The 25102-nt window shown below is 68.2% G+C and carries 21 protein-coding genes and 1 pseudogene; 11 read left to right on the forward strand and 11 right to left on the reverse strand.

All coding sequences use genetic code 11. The annotated features are described in order from the left end of the window. Window positions 1-166 precede the first annotated feature (166 nt). The 6 genes and pseudogenes from CJZ82_RS19010 to CJZ82_RS11790 all read left to right on the forward strand — a co-directional run bounded on the left by CJZ82_RS19010 (window position 167) and on the right by CJZ82_RS11790 (window position 4566). Window positions 167-1111: pseudogene (locus CJZ82_RS19010) on the forward strand (NAD-dependent epimerase/dehydratase family protein). A 31-nt stretch (window positions 1112-1142) separates the two neighbouring features. Then, on the forward strand, window positions 1143-2162 hold the full coding sequence (locus CJZ82_RS11770; protein WP_094555967.1) for a DegT/DnrJ/EryC1/StrS aminotransferase family protein: 1020 nt from the start codon (window positions 1143-1145) through the stop codon (window positions 2160-2162). After that, window positions 2060-2323, forward strand: coding sequence for a DegT/DnrJ/EryC1/StrS family aminotransferase (locus CJZ82_RS19375; protein ID WP_255380910.1), 264 nt, complete (start codon window positions 2060-2062; stop codon window positions 2321-2323). The genes CJZ82_RS11770 and CJZ82_RS19375 overlap by 103 nt, the downstream gene beginning before the upstream one ends. Beyond that, window positions 2323-3135, forward strand: a complete 813-nt coding sequence (locus CJZ82_RS11780) for a bifunctional 2-polyprenyl-6-hydroxyphenol methylase/3-demethylubiquinol 3-O-methyltransferase UbiG (RefSeq protein ID WP_094555969.1) — start codon at window positions 2323-2325, stop codon at window positions 3133-3135. Before CJZ82_RS19375 ends, CJZ82_RS11780 begins: the two co-directional genes overlap by 1 nt. A gap of 4 nt (window positions 3136-3139) precedes the next feature. Beyond that, window positions 3140-4126 carry a glycosyltransferase family 2 protein gene (locus CJZ82_RS11785; RefSeq protein WP_094555970.1) on the forward strand — a complete coding sequence of 329 codons (987 nt, stop codon included), beginning with the start codon at window positions 3140-3142 and terminating at the stop codon, window positions 4124-4126. Further along, window positions 4123-4566: a GtrA family protein gene (locus CJZ82_RS11790; protein ID WP_158218565.1), complete on the forward strand. Its 444-nt coding sequence runs from the start codon at window positions 4123-4125 to the stop codon at window positions 4564-4566. The genes CJZ82_RS11785 and CJZ82_RS11790 overlap by 4 nt, the downstream gene beginning before the upstream one ends. A 159-nt stretch (window positions 4567-4725) precedes the next feature. Here the strand turns inward: CJZ82_RS11790 and CJZ82_RS11795 are convergent, their stop codons facing one another. Next, a complete protein-coding gene (locus CJZ82_RS11795) occupies window positions 4726-6360 on the reverse strand; it encodes a hypothetical protein (protein ID WP_094555972.1) in 1635 nt (544 codons plus the stop codon). A 282-nt stretch (window positions 6361-6642) separates the two neighbouring features. Here CJZ82_RS11795 and CJZ82_RS11800 point away from each other — a divergent pair, with 282 nt between their 5' ends. The 3 genes from CJZ82_RS11800 to CJZ82_RS11810 are packed head-to-tail and all read left to right on the forward strand — an operon-like array spanning window position 6643 to window position 11431. Next, window positions 6643-9036: a UvrD-helicase domain-containing protein gene (locus CJZ82_RS11800; RefSeq protein ID WP_094555973.1), complete on the forward strand. Its 2394-nt coding sequence runs from the start codon at window positions 6643-6645 to the stop codon at window positions 9034-9036. Further along, window positions 9033-10115 (forward strand): hypothetical protein, encoded by a 1083-nt coding sequence (locus tag CJZ82_RS11805; protein WP_094555974.1) that lies wholly within the window; start codon window positions 9033-9035, stop codon window positions 10113-10115. Before CJZ82_RS11800 ends, CJZ82_RS11805 begins: the two co-directional genes overlap by 4 nt. Then, complete coding sequence (locus CJZ82_RS11810) at window positions 10109-11431, forward strand: CCA tRNA nucleotidyltransferase (protein ID WP_233130216.1); 1323 nt, start codon at window positions 10109-10111, stop codon at window positions 11429-11431. The genes CJZ82_RS11805 and CJZ82_RS11810 overlap by 7 nt, the downstream gene beginning before the upstream one ends. 24 nt (window positions 11432-11455) lie before the next feature. Here CJZ82_RS11810 and CJZ82_RS11815 read toward each other — a convergent pair whose 3' ends face one another. The 9 genes from CJZ82_RS11815 to CJZ82_RS11855 form a co-directional block, all read right to left on the reverse strand. Then, the gene (locus CJZ82_RS11815; protein WP_094555975.1) at window positions 11456-12682 is read right to left on the reverse strand and encodes a hypothetical protein; all 1227 of its coding nucleotides are present in this window, start codon (window positions 12680-12682) and stop codon (window positions 11456-11458) included. After that, complete coding sequence (locus CJZ82_RS11820) at window positions 12682-13920, reverse strand: hypothetical protein (protein WP_094555976.1); 1239 nt, start codon at window positions 13918-13920, stop codon at window positions 12682-12684. The genes CJZ82_RS11815 and CJZ82_RS11820 overlap by 1 nt, the downstream gene beginning before the upstream one ends. 5 nt (window positions 13921-13925) lie before the next feature. Then, complete coding sequence (locus CJZ82_RS11825; protein ID WP_094555977.1) at window positions 13926-15050, reverse strand: hypothetical protein; 1125 nt, start codon at window positions 15048-15050, stop codon at window positions 13926-13928. Further along, entirely contained in the window at window positions 15043-15606 is a 564-nt protein-coding gene (locus CJZ82_RS11830) for an HAD family hydrolase (RefSeq protein ID WP_233130217.1), read from the reverse strand. Before CJZ82_RS11830 ends, CJZ82_RS11825 begins: the two co-directional genes overlap by 8 nt. Before the next feature lie 14 nt (window positions 15607-15620). Next, on the reverse strand, window positions 15621-16433 hold the full coding sequence (gene kdsA, locus CJZ82_RS11835; protein WP_094555979.1) for a 3-deoxy-8-phosphooctulonate synthase: 813 nt from the start codon (window positions 16431-16433) through the stop codon (window positions 15621-15623). Between the two features lie 19 nt (window positions 16434-16452). Beyond that, complete coding sequence (locus tag CJZ82_RS11840) at window positions 16453-18282, reverse strand: ABC transporter ATP-binding protein (RefSeq protein WP_369820056.1); 1830 nt, start codon at window positions 18280-18282, stop codon at window positions 16453-16455. 72 nt (window positions 18283-18354) lie between these two features. After that, a complete protein-coding gene (locus tag CJZ82_RS11845; RefSeq protein WP_094555998.1) occupies window positions 18355-19386 on the reverse strand; it encodes a glycosyltransferase in 1032 nt (343 codons plus the stop codon). A 54-nt stretch (window positions 19387-19440) separates the two neighbouring features. After that, on the reverse strand, window positions 19441-20154 hold the full coding sequence (locus CJZ82_RS11850) for a heme oxygenase (biliverdin-producing) (RefSeq protein WP_094555981.1): 714 nt from the start codon (window positions 20152-20154) through the stop codon (window positions 19441-19443). 77 nt (window positions 20155-20231) lie between these two features. Next, on the reverse strand, window positions 20232-20684 hold the full coding sequence (locus CJZ82_RS11855; RefSeq protein WP_094555982.1) for a hypothetical protein: 453 nt from the start codon (window positions 20682-20684) through the stop codon (window positions 20232-20234). A 156-nt stretch (window positions 20685-20840) separates the two neighbouring features. Here CJZ82_RS11855 and CJZ82_RS11860 point away from each other — a divergent pair, with 156 nt between their 5' ends. Both CJZ82_RS11860 and CJZ82_RS11865 read left to right on the forward strand, forming a co-directional pair. Beyond that, the gene (locus CJZ82_RS11860) at window positions 20841-22286 is read left to right on the forward strand and encodes an NADP-dependent isocitrate dehydrogenase (RefSeq protein WP_094555983.1); all 1446 of its coding nucleotides are present in this window, start codon (window positions 20841-20843) and stop codon (window positions 22284-22286) included. A 30-nt stretch (window positions 22287-22316) separates the two neighbouring features. Beyond that, window positions 22317-23693: a (Fe-S)-binding protein gene (locus CJZ82_RS11865; RefSeq protein ID WP_094555984.1), complete on the forward strand. Its 1377-nt coding sequence runs from the start codon at window positions 22317-22319 to the stop codon at window positions 23691-23693. Between the two features lie 9 nt (window positions 23694-23702). On the opposite strand, the gene CJZ82_RS11870 is transcribed toward CJZ82_RS11865, so the two are convergent. Next, window positions 23703-25076 carry a four-carbon acid sugar kinase family protein gene (locus CJZ82_RS11870; protein WP_233130218.1) on the reverse strand — a complete coding sequence of 458 codons (1374 nt, stop codon included), beginning with the start codon at window positions 25074-25076 and terminating at the stop codon, window positions 23703-23705. Window positions 25077-25102 lie beyond the last annotated feature (26 nt).

The raw sequence follows: 25102 nt of genomic DNA on the forward strand, positions 1-25102 counted from the left end.
CTGGACGCGGAGCGGTGATGCCCCCTGTTCCTCCTGGAGGACAGCGCGACCCAGGGGCGGCAGCAGCTGCACGACCTAGCCTGAACGCCGATGCAGACCCTTCGCCTGACGGACGCATGAGCCAGTCGTCAGGCCGGGGCGATCACGCCAGCAGCGCCTCGGCTTCATCGGCTCCACCCTGGCGATCCGGCTGTGCGACCTGGGAGCCCGGGTGACAGTGATCGACAGCCTGGTGCCGGAGTACGGGGGCAATCTCCATAACCTCAGCGGCTATGCGGAACGCGTACGCATCAACCTGTCCGACATTCGCGACTGCTTCTCGCTGGAGGCGCTGCTGGGGGGGCAGGAGGTGATCTTCAACCTGGCCGGACAGACAAGCCACCTCGATTCCATGAAAGATCCCCAGACGGATCTGGCGATCAACTTCACGGCTCAGCTGAGCCTTCTGCAACTGTGTCGCCGCGTCAATCCCGGCGCTCGGATCGTGTTCGCCAGCACGAGATAGCTCTATGGACGCCCCGCCTACCTACCGGTGGACGAGGACCATCCCGTGCATCCGATTGACGTCAACGGGATCAACAAGTTGTCCGCAGAGCTCTATCATCGCCTGTACCACGAGGTGTATGGACTGAGCACCTGCGTGCTGCGACTCACCAACACGATCGGACCGCGCATGCGCATCCGCGATGCCCGTCAGACCTTCCTTGGTATCTGGGTCAGACAGCTGCTGGAGCGGCAGCCGATTCAGGTCTGGGGAGGTGACCAGCTGCGCGATTTCAACGACGTCGAGGACGTGGTGGATGCCCTGTTGCTGGCAGGCAGCGATCCCTCCCTGCTACCGGGTCCGTACAACCTTGGCGCCCCTGAGACGATCAGCCTGCGACAGCTGGCAGAACTGCTGATCGAGGTCCATGGCGGGGGGCATCTGGAGATCCTGCCCTTTCCGGAAGAGCGCCGCAGGATCGACATCGGCAACTACTACTCCTCCTACAGCCGCTTTGAGCAGGCCACGGGCTGGTCGCCCAGCAGGCCGCTGCGCGCCACGCTGCAACGCACCATCACCTACTACCAACAGCACGCGCGCCATTACCTGCCGGTCCAGCCGGACTGACGCCGGCCACCAGCCCGACCCCAGCCATGCCATGACCCAGTCGCCCCCCGGTGCCGACCCCGGCGACCCCTTCAACTTTCCCCTCCAGGAGCTGCACCGCGATGGCGGACTGCTGCTGGAGGCCCTGGCGCACATGCGCGCCTCGGGGGAGCTGATCCTGGGGGAGGGGGTGCGCCGCTTCGAGCAGGCCTTCGGCAGCTGGCTGGCCGCCGGCAGCGACCCGCCGGCGGTGATCGGCGTGGCCAACGGCACCGATGCCCTCGAGCTGGCGCTCCGCTGCAGCGGCCTGGGGAGCGGGGATCGCGTGCTGCTGCCCGCGCACACGGCCTACGCCACCGTCGCGGCGGTGCTTCGACTGGGGGCCGAGCCGGTTTTCGTGGATGTCGAGCCCGACGTGCCCCTGCTGTCGGTGGCCCATCTGGAGGCGCTGCTGGCGGGGGAGGATCTGCGCCGGCGTCCAGCCCGGGCCCTGATCGCCGTGCATCTCTACGGTGCTGCCTGCGATCTCGATGCCCTCAGCGCCCTGTGTGAGCGCCATGACCTCACCCTGATCGAGGACTGTGCCCAGGCCTGCGGCACCCTGGTCGGGGGGAGGCCTGTCGGCACCCGCGGACGCTTCGGGGCCTTCAGCTTCTACCCCACCAAGAATCTGGCGGCCTTCGGTGACGGCGGCGCCCTGGTGGTGAACCGCCCCGAGGATGCCGAGCTGGCCCGCCGCAGCCGTTGCTATGGCTGGGACGGATCCCGGCAGGCCGTTCAGTTCGGCGTCAACAGCCGGCTCGATGAGCTGCAGGCCTGGGTGTTGCTCGGCAAGCTCGCCCATCTTGAGGCGCGGATCGCCCAGCGCCGGCAGGTGGCCGCCTGGTACGACGCGCGCCTGGATGCCGCCTCACCGTCCCCGGGGACGGTGAGGCGTGGCGGCACAGCTATCACCTCTACGTGGTCGAGGTGCCGGAAGGGCATCGCGATGCCTTGCTGGCCGCCGGTCGTCAGGCCGGGCTGCCCCTGGCCCTGCACTACCCCCAGGCCTGCCACCAGCATCCCCACGTGATCCGCAGCTTCGGCCCGCCGCCGGAGCTGCCACACACCAGAGCGCTTCTCGGCCGGATTCTGTCCCTGCCCCTGCACCCCTACCTGGAGGAACGGCATTTGGAGCAGGTGTGCACCCAGCTGCTGCCGCTGCTCGATGCCCCCGCGCCCCGGATCCGCTGATGCTGCCCGAGGAGTACCGCAGCCTGGCGCGCCTGGAGGAGCGACACTGGTGGTTCATCGCCCTGCGCCGCCGGCTGCTGGCGCGGCTGGAGCGGGAAGGCCGGCGGCGCGGCCGACCCCTGCGGGTGTTCGATGCCGGCTGCGGCACCGGGGGACTGCTGCGGGCCCTGAGCCGCCGCGCCGATGTCGCCCGGGCGGAGGGCTGCGACATCCATCCGCTGGCGCTCGCCCATGCCCGCTCGCTGGGGCTGGAGGTGCGGCACTGCTCCGTCAATGACCTGTCGCCTGTGCTCGGCGACTGGGATCTGGTCTGTTCGGTGGATGTGCTCTACCACCGGGATGTCTCCCCCGAGCAGGCCCTGCGGGGCATGGCCGGTCTTCTGGTGCCGGGGGGCATGCTGCTGCTGAACGTGGCCGCCATGCCCTGCCTGGCTCGCAGCCACGACGTGCGGGTGATGGGAGCCCGGCGCTTCCTGCCGGCCGGGCTGCACCGGCTGGTCGAGGCGAGCGGTTTCTCCGTAGAGGAGATCCGCTACTGGAATGGAACGCTGACGCCGCTGCTGTGGCTGCGCCTGTGGCTGCGCCTGTGGCTGCGCCTGCGGCTGGGTGACCTGATGCGGCGTCCCGAGGGGGCATCCGGCGCCGAGGATTGCCCAGGGGACTCGGAGCTGCGGCTCCCCCCAGCCTGGATCAACCGGAGCCTAGGCACTCTGCTGGAGCTGGAACGCCTGCTGGCCCCCCTGCTGCCGCAACCCTGGGGCAGCTCCCTGCTGCTGGTGGCCCGCAAGCCCCACGCCCCGCACCCTGCCTGAGCCGATGACGCCCCCCTCCCGACCCGCGCCTGTGGAACTGAGCCTCGTGATTCCGCTGTACCGCAGCGGGGGCTGCGTCGAGGCGCTGATCGGGAGGCTCGAGGCCCTGGCGATCCCCTGTTCCTGGGAGCTGGTGCTGGTCGATGACGGCAGTCCGGACGACACGCTGGAGCAGGTCCGGCGGCGCCTTCAGCACACCAGCCTGCGGGGTCTGGTGCTGCGCCATGCCCGGAATTACGGCGAGCATGCGGCGGTGCTGACCGGCTATCGCCACAGCCAGGGTGCCTGGATCGTCAATCTCGATGACGACCTGCAGAATCCGCCCGAGGAAGCGCTGCGGCTCTGGCGGAAGGCCCGCGAGGAGGAGCTCGACGTGGTGTACGGCGAATACCGGGAGAAGCAGCACGCCACCTGGCGCAATCTCGGCAGCCGCTTCGCCAATCGCACCGCCAACTGGTTGCTGGATCTGCCTGAGCGCTTCTATCTTTCCAGCTTTCGCTGTGTCTCCGGGCCGATCGCCAGGCGCGTGGCGGAGTATCAGGGTCCCTATCCCTACATCGATGGTCTGCTGTCGCAGTACACGCAGCGCATCGGCAGCCTGGAGGTGAGCCACGACAGCCGCTATAACGGCGTCAGCAACTACAACCTGCGTCGTCTGGTGCGGCTGTGGCTGACCATCTTCACCAGCTTCTCGATCATGCCGCTCCGGCTGGCCTCGCTGCTGGGGATGGGCCTGGCCGGTTTCGGGCTGGTGGTGATCGTGCTGCTGCTGTTGCAGGTTCTGCTGCTCGGCTCCGATGTGGCAGGCTGGCTGTCGATCATCTGTGCCATCCTGATCTTCGGCGGCCTGCAGTGCCTGCTGATCGGTGTGATGGGTGAGTATCTGGGCCGCATCTTCCTCACGGTGAGCCATAAGCCCCAGTCATTCGTGCGCAGCATGGAAGCCATCGGTGCCCCGGGAGCTCCTGTGACAGGGGGCAGCCAAGGGTGAGGGCACCCCTGTTCCGTCGCCTGCGCCATCTCGGCCCGGTGCGCTGGCTGAACCACAGTCTGGTGCGCTTCCTGCTGGTGGGGGGGCTCGGCGAACTGCTGTATCTGCTGCTGTTCATGGTGGCCTCCCGCGCCGGCACGCCGACACTCGTGGCGATCACCGTCGCGGGCGGGATCTGTCTGTTGCTGAATGCCGTGCTGCATGCCCGGATCAGCTTCCGGGTCCGCTTCCAGCGGCAGCTGCTGCTGCACTATCTGCTGATCCAGGCGGCGTGCCTGCTGCTGGCTCTCGGGCTGGGCTGGATCCTCAAGCGGCAAGAGTCGCCGGAGGTGTTGGTGGGCCTGGCAACCATGCTGCTCTGGTCCAGCATCTCCTTCCTGCTGACCCGCTGGAGCTTTCAGCGGGCGCGCACCAGCGGGCAACCAGCCCGGAAAGGATGAACACGAATCCTGGAAGGCAAAGCTACTGATCGCGTCCCAATGGGCCGGCTCCGGTTTGCCTGACCCATCGCATGGCTCAGTCGCCAGCATTCAGGCTGGCTGACGACAGGGGCTGGGGCCCCTGCGCCGATCGAGGGCCTCGTCAGGCCGGCGCGCAGCTCAGCGACGCTCGCCCGCAGTTGATGGAGCCGTGGAGCTGGCCTCCAGGCACACCAGCCAGAGGCCCCGGTAGGGCACGATCGCATCGGGGGCAGGCCAGGCACCGCAGGCTGGCAGCGTGCTGCGGTCCACGGAGGCTGGCGTGCCCTCGCTGCCTGAGCGGAGATGCGTCACCTCCAGCCCCAGCAGCTGGCGGAAGATCGCCTCGATGCTCCAGCTGGCACGAAAGGCTGATTCCCCGACACTGCTCCAGTGGGTGAAGGGCTGATTGCTCTCGGTGGTGCCGAACAGCCGGAATGGCTCGGGCGGCAGGCGGGGGTTGGCACGGGAGAGGGACCGCACGTCGGCGGCGATCGCCTGAGCCATCGCCATGTCGCGCCGCTCGAGCCGCTGGGTGAGCTCCCAGATCCGCGAGGCGAAGGCAGCTTGGGGGATCACGTAGCCCACGATCAGCAAGCCCACCAACCCCCTGATGATCAGGCGGCTGGGAAGCGCACGGGGCACAGCCCGACCCGAGAGCCAGGCCATGGCCACCACGCTGAAGCCCACGATGCCGACGTTGCCGAGGGCGAAGGCGCGGGCCGGGAAGCCGACCTCCAGCGCCGTGTAGAGACAGAAGGGCCAGACGGTGCACCAACCTGCGGACAGCCACAGCAGGCCCAGCTGCCGCCGGCGGGCCGCCACCGTGGGGAGCGTGCGCCAGAGGTGAACGCTCAGCCACAGCACCATCAGCAGGAAGATGCTGGAGAGCAGGATCTGGGCCGGTCGCCAGAGCAGTGGAACGTTGGTGGCGTAGACATCCCGATACCGGTCGATGGACCCGAGCTTCACTAGGAACATGGAGAAGCTGGCCAGCTCCGTGCGGTAGTCGGCGACGTGGCCGATAATCGCCAGACGGGCGGTCAGGCCGTAGATCAGCAAGGCGAGCAGCAGTCCGGCCGCGAGGCGCAGCCAGCTCCAGGGGTACGGGCGGAAGGTGCCGAGGCTGCGGCCTAGGGCGTCGAAGCCGAACAGCACCAGCACCAGCATGGCGGGGGGCTGATAGATGCCGATCGCGAACGCCACCATCGCCACTCCGAGCACGGCATCGCGCCAGCGCCGCCCCAGCAGCGGCGGGCCCGGGTTGTAGGCCACCAGCACCCCGCCCCAGAGGGAGAGCGCCGCCGGCAGGAGGTAGAGGCCGATGGCGAAACCGAAGTTGAACAGGTCCAGCAGGAAGGTATGCAGGGAGATCAGCAGGGCGGCCAGCGCGATCCAGGCCGGTGCCAGCGACGGCAGGAACAACGACAGACAGGCGGCGATCGCGAACAGAGAGCCCGCCGCGATCAGCCAGCCGTAGAAGGGAGAGAAGGCGTCCTGGAACAGCAGCCCGTAGATCAGATCCCAGGCGGGGCGGCTCTCATAGGCCTGACGGATCGGCTTGCCGATCAGGGCCCAGTCGTCGACGTTGTAAGTGGGGGAGGTCACCTCCTGCCAGTGGATGGCGAGGAAGACCACCAGAAACAACAGCCCCCAGCGGAGCGTGGCGCGCGACCGCAGCGCGACCGGCAGGGCTGCCCAGCGTCCGGGCGCGCCGCAGCCGCGCTCCGGCACCGAGGGTCCCGAAGTGGGACGTTCATCCGGTCGCATCGTCATCCCTTGATTGCCCCCAGCGTCACCGGCGTTCGGAATGCTCCCCTCTGCATGGCCGTCCTGCACGCGCAAACGGACTGAATGTATTCGGCCGGCCTTCCCGCTGAACCTTCGCCGGGACGACGAGGCAGAGCGCCCTGGAACACCGGGGAACGATTTGAGTTGGGGTATGGGAGCCTCCACCGGCGCGAGCGCCGCGCCGGGCGGGAATCCTGGGCAGGCCTCCCTTTGGGCCTCTCAGGTCCTGGCTGCCGTTGGTACCGACAGCGCAGATACCATCCAGCGATGAGCTTCCTCGACGGCCTCAACGACGCCCAGCGCCGGGCGGTCGATCACCACAACGGCCCCCTGCTGGTGGTGGCAGGCGCCGGCAGCGGCAAGACCCGCGCCCTCACCCACCGCATCGCCCACCTGATCGGCCACCACGGCGTCGATCCGCACCAGCTGCTGGCCGTCACCTTCACCAACAAGGCGGCGCGGGAGATGAAGGAACGGCTGGAGCTGCTGCTGGCCCAGCGGCTCGCCACCAGGCAGTTCGGCCAGCCCTTCAGCACCCTGCAGCCCCAGCAGCAGCGGCAGCTTCGTAACCGCATCTACCGGGAGGTCACCAAAGAGCTCTGGATCGGCACCTTCCACGCCCTGTTCGCGCGGCTGCTGCGCTTCGACATCGACAAGTACAAGGACCCCGAAGGTCTCACCTGGACCCGCCAGTTCTCGATCTACGACGAATCCGACGCCCAGACCCTGGTCAAGGAGATCGTCACCCAGGAGCTGGGTCTTGATCCCAAGCGCTTCGAGCCCAAGAAAGTGCGCTGGGCCATCAGCAATGCCAAGAATCAGGGCTGGCGGCCCGATGTGATGGAGGCGAAGGCCGAGGGGATGCGCGGCCGCAAGGAGGCCGAGGCCTACCGGCTATACCGGCGCGCCCTCGCTGCCAACAACGCCCTCGACTTCGACGACCTGCTGCTGCTGCCGGTGCAGCTGCTGCAGAGCAACGAACAGGTGCGCCACTACTGGCACGGCCGCTTCCGCCATGTGCTGGTGGATGAATACCAGGACACCAACCGCACCCAGTACGACCTGATCAAGCTGCTGGTGACCGGCGGCCGCGATCCCGAGCACTTCGACGACTGGGGCCAGCGCTCGGTCTTTGTGGTGGGCGACGCCGACCAGAGCATCTACAGCTTCCGGGCGGCTGATTTCACAATCCTGATGGGCTTCCAGGACGACTTCGGCGATCGGGCCAGTGACGAGGCCACCCGCACTATGGTGAAGCTGGAGGAGAACTACCGCTCCACCGCCACGATCCTGGAGGCGGCCAACGCCCTGATCGCCCACAACAGCGAACGCATCGACAAGGTGCTGCGCCCCACCCGCGGTGAAGGGGAACCGATCACCCTTACCCGCTGCGACGACGAGATCGCCGAGGCCGAGGCGGTGGTGCACCGCCTGCGCATGCTCGAGGCAGCCCACCCCGAGCTGAGCTGGGGCAACATGGCGATTCTTTATCGCACCAACGCCCAGAGCCGGGCGATGGAGGAATCGCTGGTGCGTTGGGGCATCCCTTACATCGTGGTCGGGGGCCTGCGCTTCTACGACCGGCGCGAGATCAAGGACGTGCTGGCCTACCTGCGTCTGCTGGTCAACCCGGCCGACAGCGTCAGCCTGCTGCGGGTGCTGAACGTGCCGCGCCGCGGCATCGGCAAGACCACCGTGCAGCGGCTCACCGACGCCGCGGCCCAGCTGGGTCTGCCGCTCTGGGAAGTGGTGAACGATGCGGAGGCGGTGCGCTCTCTGGCGGGCCGCTCGGCGAGGGGACTGCTGCAGTTCAGCGAACTGATAACTGATCTGAACCGCCGCATCCAGGACGCGCCCCCATCGGAACTGGTGCAGCGGGTGATGGAGCAGAGCGGCTACCTTGCCGAACTGATCACCGAGGGCACCGATGAGGCCGAGGAGCGGCGGCGCAACCTGCAGGAGCTGGTGAACGCCGCCCTGCAATACCAGGAGGAGAACGAGGAGGGCTCGCTGGAGGGCTTCCTGGCTTCAGCCGCCCTGGCCAGCGACGCCGACAGCAAGGACACCGAGCAGGACCGGGTCACCCTGATGACCCTGCACGCCAGCAAGGGCCTGGAGTTTCCCGTGGTGTGCATGGTGGGACTGGAGCAGGGCCTTTTCCCCAGCTACCGCTCGCTGGAGGATCCCGCCGCCCTGGAAGAGGAGCGGCGCCTCTGCTACGTGGGCATCACCCGGGCCAAGGAGCGCCTGTTCCTTTCCCACGCCAGCGAGCGACGCCTGTGGGGCGGCATGCGCGAGCCAGCGGTGCCGTCGGTGTTCCTCTCGGAGCTGCCGCCGGAGCTGGTGCAGGGCGACATCCCCCACAGCGGTGGTGCCGCCATCCGGCGGGAGCAGCGGCTGGATCGGCTCACCCGTGTTGACCGGGAGGAGAGCCAGCGGGTGGCCGCCGGCGGCAGCGCCGCGGCCCCGACCAATGCGGTGCGCCGCCGCGCCCCGGCAAGGGCCTGGGCCATCGGCGATCAGTTGCGCCACGCCAGCTTCGGCGACGGCACGATCACCCACCTGTTCGGCAGCGGTGAGAAGATCTCGATCGCGGTGAAGTTCGAGGGCATGGGCCCGAAGATCCTCGATCCACGCCTGGCGCCGATCGAGCCCCTGTGAGCACGGCTCCCAGGGTGCTCGTGCTCAGCGGAGGGCTGATCCATCTCGTCAACCAGCTGGCGGTGGTGCTGGAGCGGCCGGAGCTGCGTGGCGGTGCCGCGGAGATCGCTCTGCTGCTCACCGGTGCCATCACCTGGGATCCCCTGCGGCTGGCCGAACAGCACCGGGCAATCGAGCGCTGGCTGGAGCAGCTGCGCCAGCTGGATCCTGAAGCCATGGCTCCGGTGCATCTCGTGCGGGAACCGGAGACCCTCGAGCCAGACACCTACGACCTGGCCTGCCTCAACAACCAATGGCAGCAGGTTCAGCGGGACCCCTGCGAGCAGCTGGGGATCCCCACCTGGCTGATCTGCGGCGATGGCCTGGGCATCTACTACCGCTGCGCCCGCGAGCTGAAGGCGATCCTGCCCAGCCTGCTCAACCGGCCGATCCCGGAGCCGGGCCGACGGGTGCACACTGTGCTCGAAGGCGCCCAACCGCACTGGCACCGGCCCCATGGGCCGGTGGATCCCGTGCCGCTGGGCACCCGCGCGCGACTGTTCGAAGCCCTGGTGGCCAGCTTCGGTGCTGCCTGCCAGCCGTTCGTGGAGGCCTGCCTCGCGGCCACCCAGCCGGAGCGTGCGCTCTGGCTCTGCTCCCTCCCCAACCTGGCCCATCAGTTCCCGGGGGAGCGCCTGCCACCGGAACTGCTTGAGGCCTGGATCGCCCAGCTGTCGGGCTTCGATCCGTCCCTGGATCGCCTGCTGCTGCTCGAGCACCCGAAGGCACCGGCCAGCGGCAGCTTCGGTCCCGAACCGCCAGCCGGGGTGGCCGCCGTGTTGCGCAGCGCAGTGCCTGTGGAGGTGCTGGTGCGGACTCTTCAGCAGGCGGCGCCCGGTCGGCGCCTGGTGGTGGCCGGCCTCACCTCGGCGCTCTATGGGGTGCGCAGCCTGAGCGGCGCCGAGGTGGTCTGGCTCGGCCTTCGGCCCCTGTGGACCCACAACCCCCGCTACCGGCATCATCCACTGGAGTTCCTGCATCGTCTGGTGCGGGTGCGGCGCATGGCCTGGCTCACCCAACGTCTGGTGACCCCGTGCTGATCCAGCTCGATCCCCCCCTGCGGCGGGCCCTGCAGCTGGTGGTCGAAGCCGCTGCTCCCCTGCGGGTGGCCCTGGTGGGCGGGGCCGTGCGGGATCTGCTGCTGCACCGGGTACACAGGGATCCCTGGCGTGGCCTGCCCGACCTCGACCTGGTGGTCGAGCAATCCGGGTCTGAACCCGGGACGCCGGCCGCCCACCGCATCGCCCGCCAGCTGGCCGAGCTGCTGGGGCACAGCCTGCGCCGCTGCCAGCTGCATGAGGAGTTCGGCACGGCCGAACTGGACATCGACGGGGTGCTGCTGGATCTGGCCACCGCCCGGCGGGAGTGGTACGAGGAACCCGGCGCCAATCCCAGCGTCTGCTACGGCTCCCTGGCGGATGATCTGGCGCGCCGCGATCTGAGCATCAACGCCATCGCCTTGCTGCTGGATGTCGAGCAGCTGGAGCGGGCCGAGTCAGCCCACGCCGATGCCCTCGAAAGCCAGCTGCTGGACCCCTTCGGCGGGCGGGAGGATCTGGCGGCCCGGCGCTTGCGCTTCCTGCACGGGCACAGCCTTCAGGACGATCCCACCCGGATCGTGCGGGCGGCCCGCTACAGCGCCCGGCTGGGCCTGGAGCTGGCGCCTGAGGCCCTGGCGCAGTGGCAGCACACCCTCGCGGCCTGGCCCTGGCGCCGAGGTGAGGCCAAACCCGGCGGCAGCCCGGGGGTACCCCCTTCCCTGGGCAGCCGCCTGCGCAAGGAGCTGGAGCTGCTGCTCGGACGTGAACCCTGGCCGCGGGCCCTGGAGCTGCTGCAGCACTGGCAGGCACTCGAGCTGCTGGATCCCGTCATTCAGCATGACCGGAACTGGCGGCGACGGCTGCGCTGGGCCCAGCGGCTGCTGGCCCTGACTCAGTTACCCGCCTGGCCCCAGGAGCAGTGGTTGATGGTTGCCCTGCTGGCCCCCCTGGCGGATCCCCTGGCTCTGGCCGACCAGCTGCAGCTGGCTCACCGCAGCCAGCTGAGCCTGCGCGGCCTGGTGCGGCTGCGCGAATGGCTGGTGAAACCCGGCCTTGAGCCAGGCGGCAGCCCGGCGCAGCTGAGCCTGGCCCTGGAGCGGGGGGGGCTGACGCCGGAAGCGGTGATCCTGGCGTTGGTGAGCGGGCCGTCCGGTGTCTGGCGACGGGGGTTGCTGCGCTGGTTGCTGCGCTGGCGCTGCCTGGCCTCCCCCACCAGCGCCCGGCAGCTGCTGGAAGCGGGGTACGCCGCAGGACCGGCCCTGGGGGAGAAGTTGCGCCAGTTGCGCGGTGAGCGGCTCGATCAGGAGCGCTGGTGAGGCCTGGGTGCATCACCTGCCGAATCACCAGCGCACCTGCCAGGGCCAGCGATCAGGCACGCAAAGGAAGCTGTCGTTCTGGCCGCAATCAAAGCCGGCTGAGGGAAGGATGCGTCCCTCGAACCAGTACTGGAACGTGACGTAGACCGCTGGAATGACACACCAGTGCGCGTCGTAGCGGTTCAGCCAGATCAGGAAGCTGATCAGCAGCAGGAAGGCGACGCTGTCGGCCAGGCGGCTGGTGACCTGGGGCAGCCACTGGTGGCTGACCGAGGCCTGGATCAGCAGGTATGCCACTCCGAAGACCATCAGCAGCCGGGTCTGCTCACAGCGCAGCAACCGCAGGGGCGAGAGCCGCTTCTGGGCACAGGCCAGCAGGACACCCAGGGCCAGGGCGCGCTGCAGACGGCCCACGATCCTGCGGATCGAATAATCATTGAAATAGGCATCGAATGAGTAGTCCTGCAGGCGCTGGAGGGCCGTGATCCCCACCAGGGTGATCAGGGCCCCACCAGCGAGCACCGACAGCAGAACCAGCCAGCGGCGCAAGCCGGGGAGCGACCAGACATCTCGGCAGCGCCCGGCCGCCAAGGCAAGCGACTCGGGCAGGCGCATGGCCAGTGGGCTGAGGCTGATCAGCAGATTCCAGACGATGGTGCTGTGGGTGAGCGCCGAGAGGATCACCCCTAGCCCCAGCCAGAGACGTTGGGGGCGGAACTGGCGGGCCGCCCAGAGCATCAGCGGCAGGAGCAGCAGCACCGCCAGGGCCTGACGGCTGTGGGCGTTCTGCATGAAACCCCGCAGCATCGGACTGCAGCAGATCAGCAGAGACCACCAGCCGCCCCAGGCGGGCACACCCCAGGCCCGAGCCATCAGCAGCGGCGCTGCCGCATAACCAGCGACCACGAGCCCATGCACGGCGGCCATGCGGTAGGGCAGCAGCAGCACCAGCGGCCGCAGCAGGCGCCAGAGAGGCTCCGGCGGTCCCCGCTCTGGATCCACCGCCATGTAGTGGGAAAAGCGGGTGGTGTCGCTGTTGCCCCAGCTGGCCAGGGTGAAGAACACCAGCACCAGCACCAGCAGCACAACAGCGGCGCCCCACCACAGGCGTGGCCGGCGGTAGGCCCCGGCCAGGTGCAGCAGCAGCGCCATCAGCACCTGCGCCAGGAACAGCGCAGCCATCAGACCAGGGGCCTGGGTGACCTGGTCGATCCGGAAGGGAGCCTCGAGCGGAAAGGGCGCAGACAGCATCAGCGTGAGGGGAGATCCCAGTAGCGGATCTGCCAGGGCCAGCGATCAGGAACGCAGAGGAAGTTGTCGTCAAGGCCGCAGCTGAGCAGGCGCGAGGGCAGAAGGCGCTCGATCAGCCAGTAATCAACCGTGACGAACAACGCTGGCAGCACTGCCCAATGGCATTGGTAACGGTTCAACCAGGCCAGATACACAATCAACAGAAACAAGCCCACCACATCGGCGAGGCGACTGGTGATCTGCGGGAACCATACGGCCTGCACCGACCATTGCATCAGGTGATAGAGAAGGCCGAACAGGATCAGCTGACGGGTGACACCGCAGCTCAACAAGGCGCGCCAGCTCAGCCTTCGCCACCAGCAGGTGAGCAGCACTCCAAGCAGCATCGCTGCCTGGAGCCTCCCCACCGCCGGATCCAGGGGGTACTTGTTGAAGTAGCTCTCCTGTTGCACGTAGACCGCCAGCTTCTCCACCGCCGTTGGCAGGGCCAAGGCCAGCAGCAGCGCCAGGCCGGCGACCAGTGCGGCGACGGCAACCAGGGTGATCGCTCCGGCAGGCCGGTGCAGACGCCGTCGCAGCAGGGCCAGAGTCGTGGTCCGCCTCGCCAGGAGCCCCGGAAGAAGCGCCAGCGTGAGGGAGCCCGCGAAGGCCGTGTGCATCGTGAGTGAGAGCAGGGCAGCCAGGGCGCCCCAGCGCCTCCGCACCTCGGTCAGCTGGCCCGCCCAGAGCAGCAGAGGGACCAGCAGCAGCGTGGCCAGGGCCTGGCGGCTGACGCCGTTCTGAAGAAAGTTGCGCAGCAGCGGACTGCAGCAGATCAACAGGCTCCACCAGCCTGCCCAGGCCGGGGCCCGCCAGCGCCATGCCAACAAGAGCGGCGCCAGGGCGTAGCCGGCCACCACCAGCCCATGCACCGCCGACATGCGGTAGGGCAGCCGCACCACCAAGGGGGCCACCAGCACCCAGAAGGCCTCCCCCCTGACACGGGAGAGATCGAAGCTGAAGTAGTAGCTCAGCTTGGTGGTATCGCTGTTGCCCCAGCTGGCGAGGGTGAAGAACAGCCCCACCAGGGCCACCAGGGCCAGGGCCGCCGCCCACCAGCAGGACGTCCGCTGGCGTACCCCCGCCCAGGCCATGGCAGCCGCCAGCAGCAGCTGGGCGGCAAAGAGGACGGCCATCAACAGCGGCGCCGCAGTGACCTGATCGAGGCGGAACGGAGCGACCGAAGGGAAGGCCAGCACGGTGCTCAGGCGGCGGGAGCGGACCGGCGCCGGTCCAGCAACAGATCACGCAGGGCCGTTGCCGGCTGCAGCGCATCGAAACCCCAGTAAGGATCGAGCAGGCTTCGCACGCTGTCCTGGGAACCGGGCTCCCCCGACCCCAGCACCTCCCGCAGGAGAGTGCTCAGGCGCTGCCGCTCGGCCCACTCAGTGGCCTCCTCCTCAGCCTTGGCGCCGGCCAGGGCCGAGAGGTCCTGCTCGGCTTCCGACTCGATCCAGTGCAGCCGTGCCCCCAGGGCCACTCCGTAGCCGAGGTGGGTGCCGAAGGCATTGCTGGCCAGACCATCACTGAGCTCAAGCAGAGTGCGCATCGCGTCAAGGAACCAGGGGTTGGAGCGATGCCCATTGCAGGCCACGATCCATTCCGGCGGCAGCGGCAGGAGTTCGGGGTCCTTCCAGTGGCGCAGCCAGATCAGTGAGCGGTAACCGCCGGCCTCCATCAACCCACGGACCTCCGCAACGCAGCGGTCCAGGTCCATGCGCCGCTCCACCTGATCCCAGCTGTGGGCCAGCACCACCAGCAGGGTGGGGCCGAGCTCGGCACGCAGCTGGCTGATCGCCTCGACCGTGAGCAGGGGCCGGGCATAGGCGATCCAGGGGCCGATGGCATGGGCTGGCAGCCCAAAACGCTCGCGCAGCCAGCGGGCCCGCAGGGGTCCCATGCAGAGATAGCCGTGGGTCCACGGGCGCGGACGCTCGAAGGTGGCCTCCCGGCTCACCTTGAGGCCATGCTCCAGCAGGTGGGGGAGCGGCGCCCCGATCAACGGCAGGCCCGCATGGCGCTTGAGCTGGATGTCGTGGCCGTAGTGGTGGGAGGAGTTCTCCAGCTCGCGCCGGGCCGGGCTGAAGAACGGCTTGGTGGACACGGCGGAGCGGAAGGCATGACGATCCCAGAGGTCGGCGCTCACCCGCGGGGCGAAGGGCCGCTGACCGAAGGCCTGATGCACCAGTCCCCGGTAGGCGGCCAGGGCCTGCCACTCATCCCGGTCAAGCCGCTCCAGCTGTCCGATCGGACCGAGCCGCCCGGCCCTGACGGCCTGGCGCAGCCCGGCGCGCAATCGCTCCCGCAGGCCCGCGCGGCGCTCAGCCATTGCGGTCACGCCAGCCGGCACGACTCAGCACGCGCCACTCGTCCCGTGCCCGCAAAATCGCCTCGGCCAGGGAGCGCACGGCGCCTTGGCCGCCGGCGGCGGCGAGTACCGCATCTGCCTGGCGGCGCAGGGGACTCACCGCATCAGCCGGACAGAGCAGCAGGCCAACCCCCGGCCGAACCGCCAGATCGTTGAGGTCGTCACCCACAAAAGCGGTCTGGGAGATGGTCATGCCCAGGCTGCTCTGCAGTTGCACCAAAGCCGCAGGCTTGTCCTTGACGCCTGTCAGGCACTGGCTGATGCCCAGATAGCGGGCCCGCTGCTCGGTGGCACCGCTCTTGCCGCCGCTGAGCAGCGCCACCTCCAGGCCCGCCTGCTGCAGCAGCCGGATCCCGAGACCATCGCGCACATCGAAGCGCTTGATCACCTCCCCAGACTCCGTCGTCCAGAGACCCCCGTCGGTGAGCACCCCATCCACATCCAGCACCAGCAGCCGCAGGGCTCGCAGCCGCTCACGCCAGCGCCAGGCCAGCAGGGCCGGCTGGCGCCAGGGCAAGGCCAGGGGCCCACTCACAGCACCGTGACGGCCTCCCCCTGCTCCTGCAGGGGGGCGCGGATGGCCAGCAACTGCTCCAGCAGAGGCTCGACCCGATGCAACGGCACCATGTTCGGCCCATCGCTGAGGCCCCGGTCGGGATCGGGATGCACTTCCATGAACAGGCCATCGATACCGACCGCAGCCGCTGCCCGCGCCAGGGGTGCCACGAATTCGCGCTGGCCACCGCTGCTGCTGCCGCGGCCTCCCGGCTGCTGCACCGAATGGGTGGCATCGAAAATCACCGGGCAACCCAGGGCGCGCAGCTGGGGCAGGCTGCGGAAATCGACCACGAGGGTGTTGTACCCGAAGCTGGAGCCCCGCTCGGTGAGCCAGAGATTCTCGACTCCGGCCTCCCGCAGCTTGGTCACCACCTGGGCCATATCCCAGGGTGCGAGGAACTGGCCCTTCTTGACGTTGATGATCTTGTCGGTGCCGCGCACAGCCTCGGCAGCCGCCATCAGCAGATCGGTCTGGCGGCAGAGAAAGGCAGGGATCTGCAGCACATCCACCACCTCGGCCACGGGGGCCGCCTGCTGGCTTTCGTGAATATCGGTGAGGACCCGCAGGCCGAAACGCTGCTTCACCTCCTTGAGCACCTCCAGTCCCCCACTGACTCCAGGGCCGCGGAAGGAGCCCCCCGAGCTGCGGTTGGCCTTGTCGAAGCTGGCCTTGAAGATGTAGTTGATGCCCAACCGCTCAGCGATCGTCTGCATCCGCTCGGCCACCTGAAACACCAGCTCGGGGCTCTCGATCACACAGGGGCCGGCGATCAGGGTGAAGCTCATTGGGGGAAGGAGAAGGGCGTCAACTGACCAGCTTGCGTTCCAGAGAGGCGAGATCCCTGAAGGTCTCCGACCGCTGCTGCAGCTCCTCGAAGGTACCGGAGGCCTTGATCCGCCCAGCCTCGAATTCGTAGATTCGATCACAACGCATCACGGTGCTGAGCCGGTGGGCGATCACCACGGTGGTGCAGCGGCGGCCCACCACCTCCAGAGCCTCGATCACCTCGTTCTCGGTGCGGTTGTCGAGGGCGCTGGTGGCCTCATCGAGCAGCAGGAAGCGGGCCCGGCGGAAGAAGGCCCTCGCCAGGGCCAGACGCTGACGCTGGCCGCCGGAGAGCTGGAGACCGTTCTCCCCCACAGGCGTGTGCAGCCCGTAGGGCATCTCACTGACGAATTCCGCCAGCTGGGCGGCGTGCAGGGCATCCCAGACCTCGTCCGTGTCAACGGTCATCTCGGGCAGACCGAAGGCAACGTTCTCGAGAATGCTGGCGTCAAGCAGGTTGATGAACTGCGGAACCTGGGCGCAGCAGGCCTGCCAGGCAGGCACATCCAGATCGCTGACGGGAATGCCGTCGAGTTCCAGGCAGCCCGGTTCAGGGTTGAGCAGACCAAGCAGCAGGTGGGCAGTCGTGGTCTTGCCGCTGCCGGTGGAGCCCACCAGGGCGATGCGGGAGCCCACCGGAATCGAGAGGCTCACCCCGCGCAGAACAGGCTCATGGCTGCCCGGATAGCTGTACCAGGCGTCGCGCAGACGGATCGTGCGGGTGGGGAAGATGCCCTCAGGGCTGGGCACACCGGGGGTCTGCAGGGTGGGCCGCTCAGGGGGCAGGTTCAGGTATTCGAGGGTCTTCTCCATCACAGGCAGACCACCGCGCAGCTGGGTGAGTGCCGAGAAGAAATCCTGCAGTGGCGGAGTGAGCCGCAGGGCCACCACCGCGAGGGTGGTGAGGAAGGGAATGATCTGGATGATGCGGTCGCTATCGCCGCTGAGCAGGGCCGGCACGGCCCCCACCGCAAAGATCAGAGTGATACCGAACGGCTCGATCAGCATCCTCGGCAGGGTGGGCAGCAGCTCGGAGGCCCAGGAGTATTGCTTGGCCTTCTCGCCGGTCGAGACGAAGGAGTCGCGGAAATAACCCTCGGCACCAGTGAGACGGATGTCGCGGATAGATCCCAGCGACTCCATCAGGATGTGGGCGCTGCGTGACTCCAGGCGAAGTTTCTGCTTCGAGGCATGGCGCAGGTAGGGGGTGATCACCAGCGACAAGGTGAGATAGGCCCCTACCAGGGAACTGATCAGGATCACAGCCAGCCAGCGGCCCACCACCAGCATCCCGAAGGACAGCAGAAGGATCGAGAAGATGCTGCCCACCATGCGCAGCAAGGGATTGACCACCGAATTGGAGGTCTTCTTGATATGACTCAGTAACAGGGTGGAAAGCTTTGCTGTGCTCTTGGAGAGATGGAATTCATAGCTCTGGGCCAGCACCCTGGAATGAATCAGGTTGCATAGATCGATCCAGATCTTGGCGGTGAGGCGCTGCTGGAAGAACTGCAGGCCCACCTTGGAGAAGGAGCCCACCCAGGAGAGAACGATCAGCAGCAGGATCAACCAGAGGCTCTGATCAACCGGGTTGCCCCCGAAGACCTTGACCCCCGGGAGGGTGTTCGGAAGCTTGCTGCCCACCAGCGCCCCCATCAGCCGGCCCACCATCGCCACGGTGGCCAGGTCGATCAGGCCGGGAATGATCGAGAGGGGCAGCAGCACCGTCAGGGCACGCAGGCGCTCCGGCGGCAGGTAAGCCAGCAGGCTGCGCAGCTGGGACACCGTTCTGCTGCGCATACGCGGCATCGATCGAAGCGGAGATCCCAGCGCAGCCGAGCCCATTCAGCATTGACGGTATGTGACTGAATCCGACCAGGGTCAGCGGGACAGCCAGCCCTGCAAGCGCCCCATGCGCTGCTGCCAGCGAAGGCGCCAGGGAGGAAGCGAGCTCAGCGGCGGCTCGCCCGAGCCTGACGAGCCCCCTGGACTCAGGCCCAGGAGACGATCCCAGTGCTGATCGATCAGCCCCAGCGCCTCGGCCCAGCGCCGCAACAGCTCAGGTTCACCGCAGGCCTCCAGCAACGACGCCAACCGCTGCGGCTCGGCCCGCCAGGCCTGGGGATCCAGCGCCGCCGCACTGATCCGCTCCAGGTCGGACTCCAGGGTGCCGCAACCGATCTGATGGCCAAGCCGCCCCGGATCGAGGAAGTCGGCCAGGGCATGGTTGAGGCTGCTGAACACCACGCAACGGCAGGCCATCGCCTCCAGGGGCGGCAGCCCGAAGCCCTCGCTCACACCGCGGCCGCGCCAGTAATCGGCGGAGTCGTAGAGAACCACACGGCTGCGGTTGAACAGATCCACGAGGTCGTCCACCCAACCTTGCTGTACGTACACCCGCAATCCCCGTCGCCGCAGGGCCGGCACCAGGGTCTCAAGCACGTAGGCACTGGTCTTGCGCGCCTGCACCAGCACGTCGATGTCGCGCTCAAGGCCGCGGTCGATCCAATGGGGTTCAAGGGCATTGGGCACCAGGAACAGTGGGTTGCGGGGAGCCCGATCGCCCCAGTAGCCCAGGGTGTTGCGGCTCACGGCCAGCACGGGCACACCTGGGGGCAGTTCAAAGCCGTAGCCGCTGCTGTGGGCGTGGTAGGCCACCGGCCGACCCCTCAGCTGGCCCAGCAGCTTCGGCACGTCGAAGCCCCAGCTCACGATCCAGAGGGCCGAGCCCGGCGCCGGCTCGTGGCGCAGCAGATCGCCCAGGAAGGGGTGGTCCGGCTGCCGCTGGCGATAGGTGACCACCTCGGTGGGCACCAGCGCGGCCGTCAGGCGGGCCGTCTGCAATTCCACCTGCAGGCCGCCGCAGCGGAAGCGGCCAGTGGTGCCGGGCACCAGAAATCGGAGTGGACGCAAGGGAGCCGGCTCGATCGCCAACGACTCTGGCTCAGGCCATGACCGGGGCGGAGCTCAGGCGGCGACCACCTCGGTGCTGCCGGTGCGCTGACGGCGTGTGAGGAAGCCGAACAGCACCTTGCCGATGGCCGCCACCAGATTTCCTTCCAGCTCCTGGAACATCACCATGTTGAGGTGGAAGGCATGGTTGGCCTCCGCCACGATGCGATCGGCCATGGCCTGATCGATCGGCAGCTGATCAAGGCTGATCCGGTAGTTCGCCTTGAATGCCTTCTCATCGGGGATGGCATCGAACTCATAGAAGCGCAGACCATCGTGGTCACCCAGATTCATCGCTTTCTGGGCGATGTTCTTGAGGATCTGCCCGCCTGAGAGATCACCGATGTAGCGGGTGTAGTGGTGGCCCACCAGCAGCTCGGGTGAGTCGGCCGCCACCTGATGCAGGCGGGCCACGTAGGCCTTGGCGCCGGGGGTGGGGCTCACCTGCTGACGCCAGTCGGATCCGAAGTAGAAGGCCAGGTCGGCCTCAAGGGCGGCACGCCGGTTGAGGGCATCGCTGGCGATCGGCCCCACGACAGGGTGGCCCTTGAGCTTGCCGATCTCCTCCTCCATCGCGCTGTAGACGAAATAGAGGTCGGCCACCAGCTTGCGGTAGCTGATCTTGTCGACCACTCCCTTCAGGAAGCAGGTCACGAAGCCGGTGTTCTCGGCCATCGTGTGCGCTTTCTTGGTGCCTTCGCGCAGTTGGGACGCCAGATCGACAGCCATCTCAGCGGGGTGCTGTTTGTACGGACCGTCAACGTAGGGCTGATGGGCGGTGAGAGTCTCGCGTTGGTTGCGAAGGTTTAAGCGGCCTGGTCCTGCTGATCCGGGTCGCGGGCCAGCAGGGTGAACAGCTCCCGACAGACCTGCTGCAGCTTCTCTACCACCTCGGCCTGGGGCAGATTGGGCCCGCTGGGACGCCAGTCGCCCACCGTGGCCAGCCGCCACTGCTCCCCCTGAAAGGTCACACCGCTGAGCACCACGCCCAGCAACCGGGGCGGTCCCTGAGCCGGGGCAGGCGCTGCGGCCAGGCGCAGCTGCATCAGCAGGCTGCGGCATTGCAGGCGCGGGCTCCAGCCCGGGAAATGAAAGGCCAGATCCACCGACTCCTCCTCGGCGAAACGCCGGGTGTCGGGGTCGTCGCGCCAGGGGGTGAGGTTGGCTTTGGCATCGGGGAAATGGCGCCTGAACAGGCCTGCCGCGGAGGCGATGGCCTGGGCCATCTCCGGACTGCGGGCCAGGTCTGCCGCATTCATGGCGTTTCCCCTGAGCAGACGTGCGGATGGGCTGAACTTAGGCTCGCCCAACCGAACCAATGCTGCAGTGTGCCGAAGGCCGCTGCGAGACGTGGTCGGCGGATGACCACGGGCCACCCGTCCTCATCCGGATTCACCTCGCATGACCTGCCGCCGATGGCGTCCACCCCAGCCCCCGCCTACGACCAGCTGACCCCGCCCACCACGGGCAGCGCCATCCGCTTCGAGAACGGCCTGCCGGTGGTGCCCAACGACCCGATCATTCCCTTCATCCGTGGCGACGGCACCGGGGTGGACATCTGGCCCGCCACGCAGCGGGTGCTTGATGCGGCGGTGGCCAAGGCCTACGGGGGCGAGCGCCGCATCGAGTGGTTCAAGGTGTTCGCCGGCGATGAAGCCTGCGAGATCTACGGCACTTATCAGTACTTGCCCCAGGACACGCTGACCGCCATCGAGCAGTACGGCGTGGCGATCAAGGGACCGCTCACCACACCGATCGGTGGCGGCATCCGCTCGCTCAACGTGGCCCTGCGCCAGATCTTCGACCTCTACTGCTGCGTGCGCCCCTGCAGGTATTACACCGGCACCCCCAGCCCCCACAAGCGGCCCCAGGATCTCGACGTGGTGGTGTACCGGGAGAACACCGAAGACATCTACATGGGGATCGAGTGGGAGGCCACGGATCCGGTGTGTGTGGAGCTGATCGCCCACCTCAACGACGTGGTGATCCCCGCCAACGGCAAGCTGGGCCAGCGCCGCATCCCGGAGGGATCCGGCATTGGCATCAAGCCGGTGAGCAAGGCCGGCACCCAGCGCCATGTGCGCAAGGCGATCCAGCACGCCATGAAGCTCGAAGGCGCCAAGCGCCACGTGACCCTGGTGCACAAGGGCAACATCATGAAATTCACGGAGGGGGCCTTCCGTGACTGGGGCTATGAGGTGGCCACCAGTGAATTCCGCGACGACTGCGTGACCGAGCGGGAGAGCTGGATCCTCGACAACCTCGCCCGCAACCACGGCCTCAGCGTCGAAGACAACGCCCGCCTGATCGAACCCGGCTACGACAGCCTCACCCCCGAGAAGAAAGCGGCGGTGGATACCGAGGTGAAGGAGGTGCTGGCCGCCATCGGCGAGAGCCACGGCTACGGCAAGTGGAAATCAATGGTGCTGGTCGATGACCGCATCGCCGACAGCATCTTCCAGCAGATCCAGACCCGGCCCCAGGAGTATTCGGTGCTCTGCACCCTCAACCTCAACGGCGACTACATCTCCGATGCCGCCGCCGCGGTGGTGGGCGGCCTGGGCATGGCGCCGGGGGCCAACATCGGGGATCACGCAGCGATATTCGAGGCCACCCATGGCACGGCACCCAAGCACGCCGGCCTCGACCGCATCAACCCCGGCTCGGTGATCCTGAGCGGCGTGATGATGCTCGAATTCATGGGTTGGCAGGAAGCCGCCGATCTGATCACCCACGGCATCAGCGCCGCAATCGTCAACGGCCAGGTCACCTACGACCTCGCCAGACTGATGGAACCTCGGGTTGAGCCTGTGAGCTGCTCCGGCTTCGCCGAGGCGGTGATCGACCACTTCGATGCCTGAGCACCGGCTCCAGCGCCACGGCCCCCAGCGATGACCGTCACTCAGCCCGACCATCCCTTCCTGCGCACAGCCAGCACACTCGCCACCGACCCCTGCATCCACTGCGGCTTCTGCCTGCCGAGCTGTGCCAGCTACCGGGTGCTGGGCAGCGAGATGGATTCGCCCCGAGGTCGGATCCACATGCTCAAGGCAATCGAGCGTGGCGAGCTGGCGCTGGATGCCACCGTGGCCAGCCATTTCGACAGTTGCCTGGGCTGCCTGGCCTGCGTCTCGGCCTGCCCTTCGGGGGTGCGCTACGACGAGCTGATCGCCGCCACCCGGCCCCGGCTGAATGCTCCGGAGCTGCGTTCCCCCTGGCAACGCAGCTTCCGGTCTTTGCTGTTCCAGCTCCTGCCCTACCCCACACGCCTGCGGGCGCTGCTGCGACCCCTGCGGCTCTACGCGGGCACCCCCCTGCAGACCTTCGCTCGCCGCAGCGGGCTCACCCGCCTGCTGGGGCCCCAGCTGGAGGCGATGGAGCGGCTGCTGCCGGCGCTGCAACCTGATGCCTTCCAGCCATCCGCACCGGTGCTGATCCCGGCCCAGGGCGATCGCCGCTACCGGGTGGGCCTGGTCACCGGCTGCGTGCAGCGGCTGTTCGACCCGGCGGTGAACCGTGCGGCAATCGAGCTGCTCAGCGCCAACGGCATCGAGGTGGTGATCCCCCCCGAGCAGAACTGCTGCGGTGCCATGACCCACCACCAGGGGGAACTGGAGCAGACCCGGGCCCTTAGCAAGGATCTGCTCAGCCGCTTCGAGGCCGTGATCGGTCCAGGGCGCGCGGCCGGCCCTGAACCCCTCGATGCGGTTCTGGTGGCGGCCTCCGGCTGCGGCCACACCCTCAAGCAACTCGACGCGATCCTGGCCGAGGAACCTGGCTGGGCCAGCCGGGGCAGCGCCTTCGCCGGCCAGGTGGCCGACATCCAGGAGTTCCTGCACCGCGTCGGGCTCAGCTCCAGCTTCGTGGACCGGCTCCAGCCCCTGCGCCACGGAGATGGCACCCCCGCCAGCGCCGAGCGCCCCCTGCGCCTGGCCTACCACGATGCTTGCCACATGCTGCACGGCCAGGGGCTGAGCCAGCAGCCGCGAGAGCTGCTGCGCCAGATCCCCCACGTGCGGATCGTCGAGGCGGTGGAGGCGGGCGTGTGCTGCGGGAGCGCCGGCATCTACAACCTGGTGCAGCCTGATGAAGCCGCTGAACTGGGCCGGATCAAGGCCGCCGATCTCAGCGGCAGCGGCGCCGATCTGGCCGTGAGCGCCAACATCGGCTGCACCCTGCAGATCCGCCAGCACATGGAAACCACGGCCCGCGCGATCCCCGTGGCCCATCCGGTGGAGCTGCTGATGCGCAGCGCCACCGGCTCCTGAAGCTCCTCCTCAGCCGCCTGAGCCATCGCGGCCGGCAGACTCCATCAGCCACCAGGCCTGGCGAAGGGTTTCTGCGACGCCCAGGTTGCCCGGCATGGTGAGCAGGGGCAGCTGCGGGAAGAGGTCATGGTCGGCGGGCAGGCGCAGCAGCGAGAGGCCCGGCAGCAGCTGCCCCTCCAGCCGCACCGCAGCCAGGGCCAGTCCATCGCGCAGCAGGGTCTGGCTGGTGGTGCCGCCCTTGCTGATCAGGTAGCTGAGCTCGGGCGGCAGCCCGGCGGCGAGTCGGGCCATCAGCCCCGCCAGGGTGAGCGACAACCGCTGCCGCTCGCCGGCGTTGCGGCACGACCGCTCGCCCCGGCTGCTGAACAGCACCGGCGTCCGCCCGGACAGCCAGGCGCTCCCCAGCCGCTCCAGCAGCTCCTCCCGGAGCGGTTCGAGGGCCTGATCAGCCAGATCGGCCGACTCAGGCCCCAGGCGCCGGATCGTCTTGAGCACCCGCTCCACCGGCAGCTCCACCCCGGCGCAGGCGGGTTCAACCAGCAGCAGCTGCAGCTGCTGGTTGCTCAGGGGCACATGGGATCCCACCAGCACCGCGCCAGGGGCCGCGCCACGGCGCAGGCGGGCCAGGGAGGCGGGCGGCAGCGGCTGGGGCGGCAGAGCGGCCAGGGCCTGGAGCAGGCTCGCCGCCGACTGGACCAGTAGCCGCCTGGCGGGCAGCACCGCCCGCACGGCCCGCGCCAGGACCTCGAGCTGCTCGGGCCGCTGCGCATTCACGACCACCAGCGGGTTGCCACTCAAGGCGAGCAGGCGCTCCACCAGGGCCTGCTCGCCTTGAGGCTCGAGCTCCGCCAGGGATATCTGCTGCACCGACTCGGCCAGGCGCTCGCCACCGCTCTTGTGCTCCACCCAGGCGGGCAGATCGCTGGTGGGATAGCCGAAACGGGCATCGGCAGCGAAGGCCGAGCGATGCACCGGCTCGCCGTGGAGCAGGTGCACCCCATCCACCGTGGTGCGACCTCCCTCCAGAAAGGCGGGCACCAGCAAGGTGGCATCGAAGGGGCCGAGTTCTGCCTCGATCCGATCGATCTCCAGGGGAAAGTGGCCCCGCAGGGTGGAATCCCCTCGGCTCACCAGCAGCCAGGAGCCAGGGCCGGATTCGCCAGAGGGCTCGCCCAGGACCGCTCGCAGCGACCGGCAGATGGAGGTCACCCGCTCCACCGCCTGTTCGGGCTCCAGCGCCCGGGTGTCGCTGAGCAGAAACAGCAGGGGGGAGGGGTCGAGCAGGGCCCGCTTGAGGGTGGCCGGATCCCAGCGCAGAAGCAGCGGACAGCCGTGCACAGACTGGGATCCGGTGGGGTCGTCATCCAGGACGATGATCTTCAAGCAGGTGGAGGCGGGGGAGGGCCAGG

This window comes from Synechococcus sp. 1G10, from assembly GCF_002252625.1.
Classification (GTDB): domain Bacteria; phylum Cyanobacteriota; class Cyanobacteriia; order PCC-6307; family Cyanobiaceae; genus Regnicoccus_A.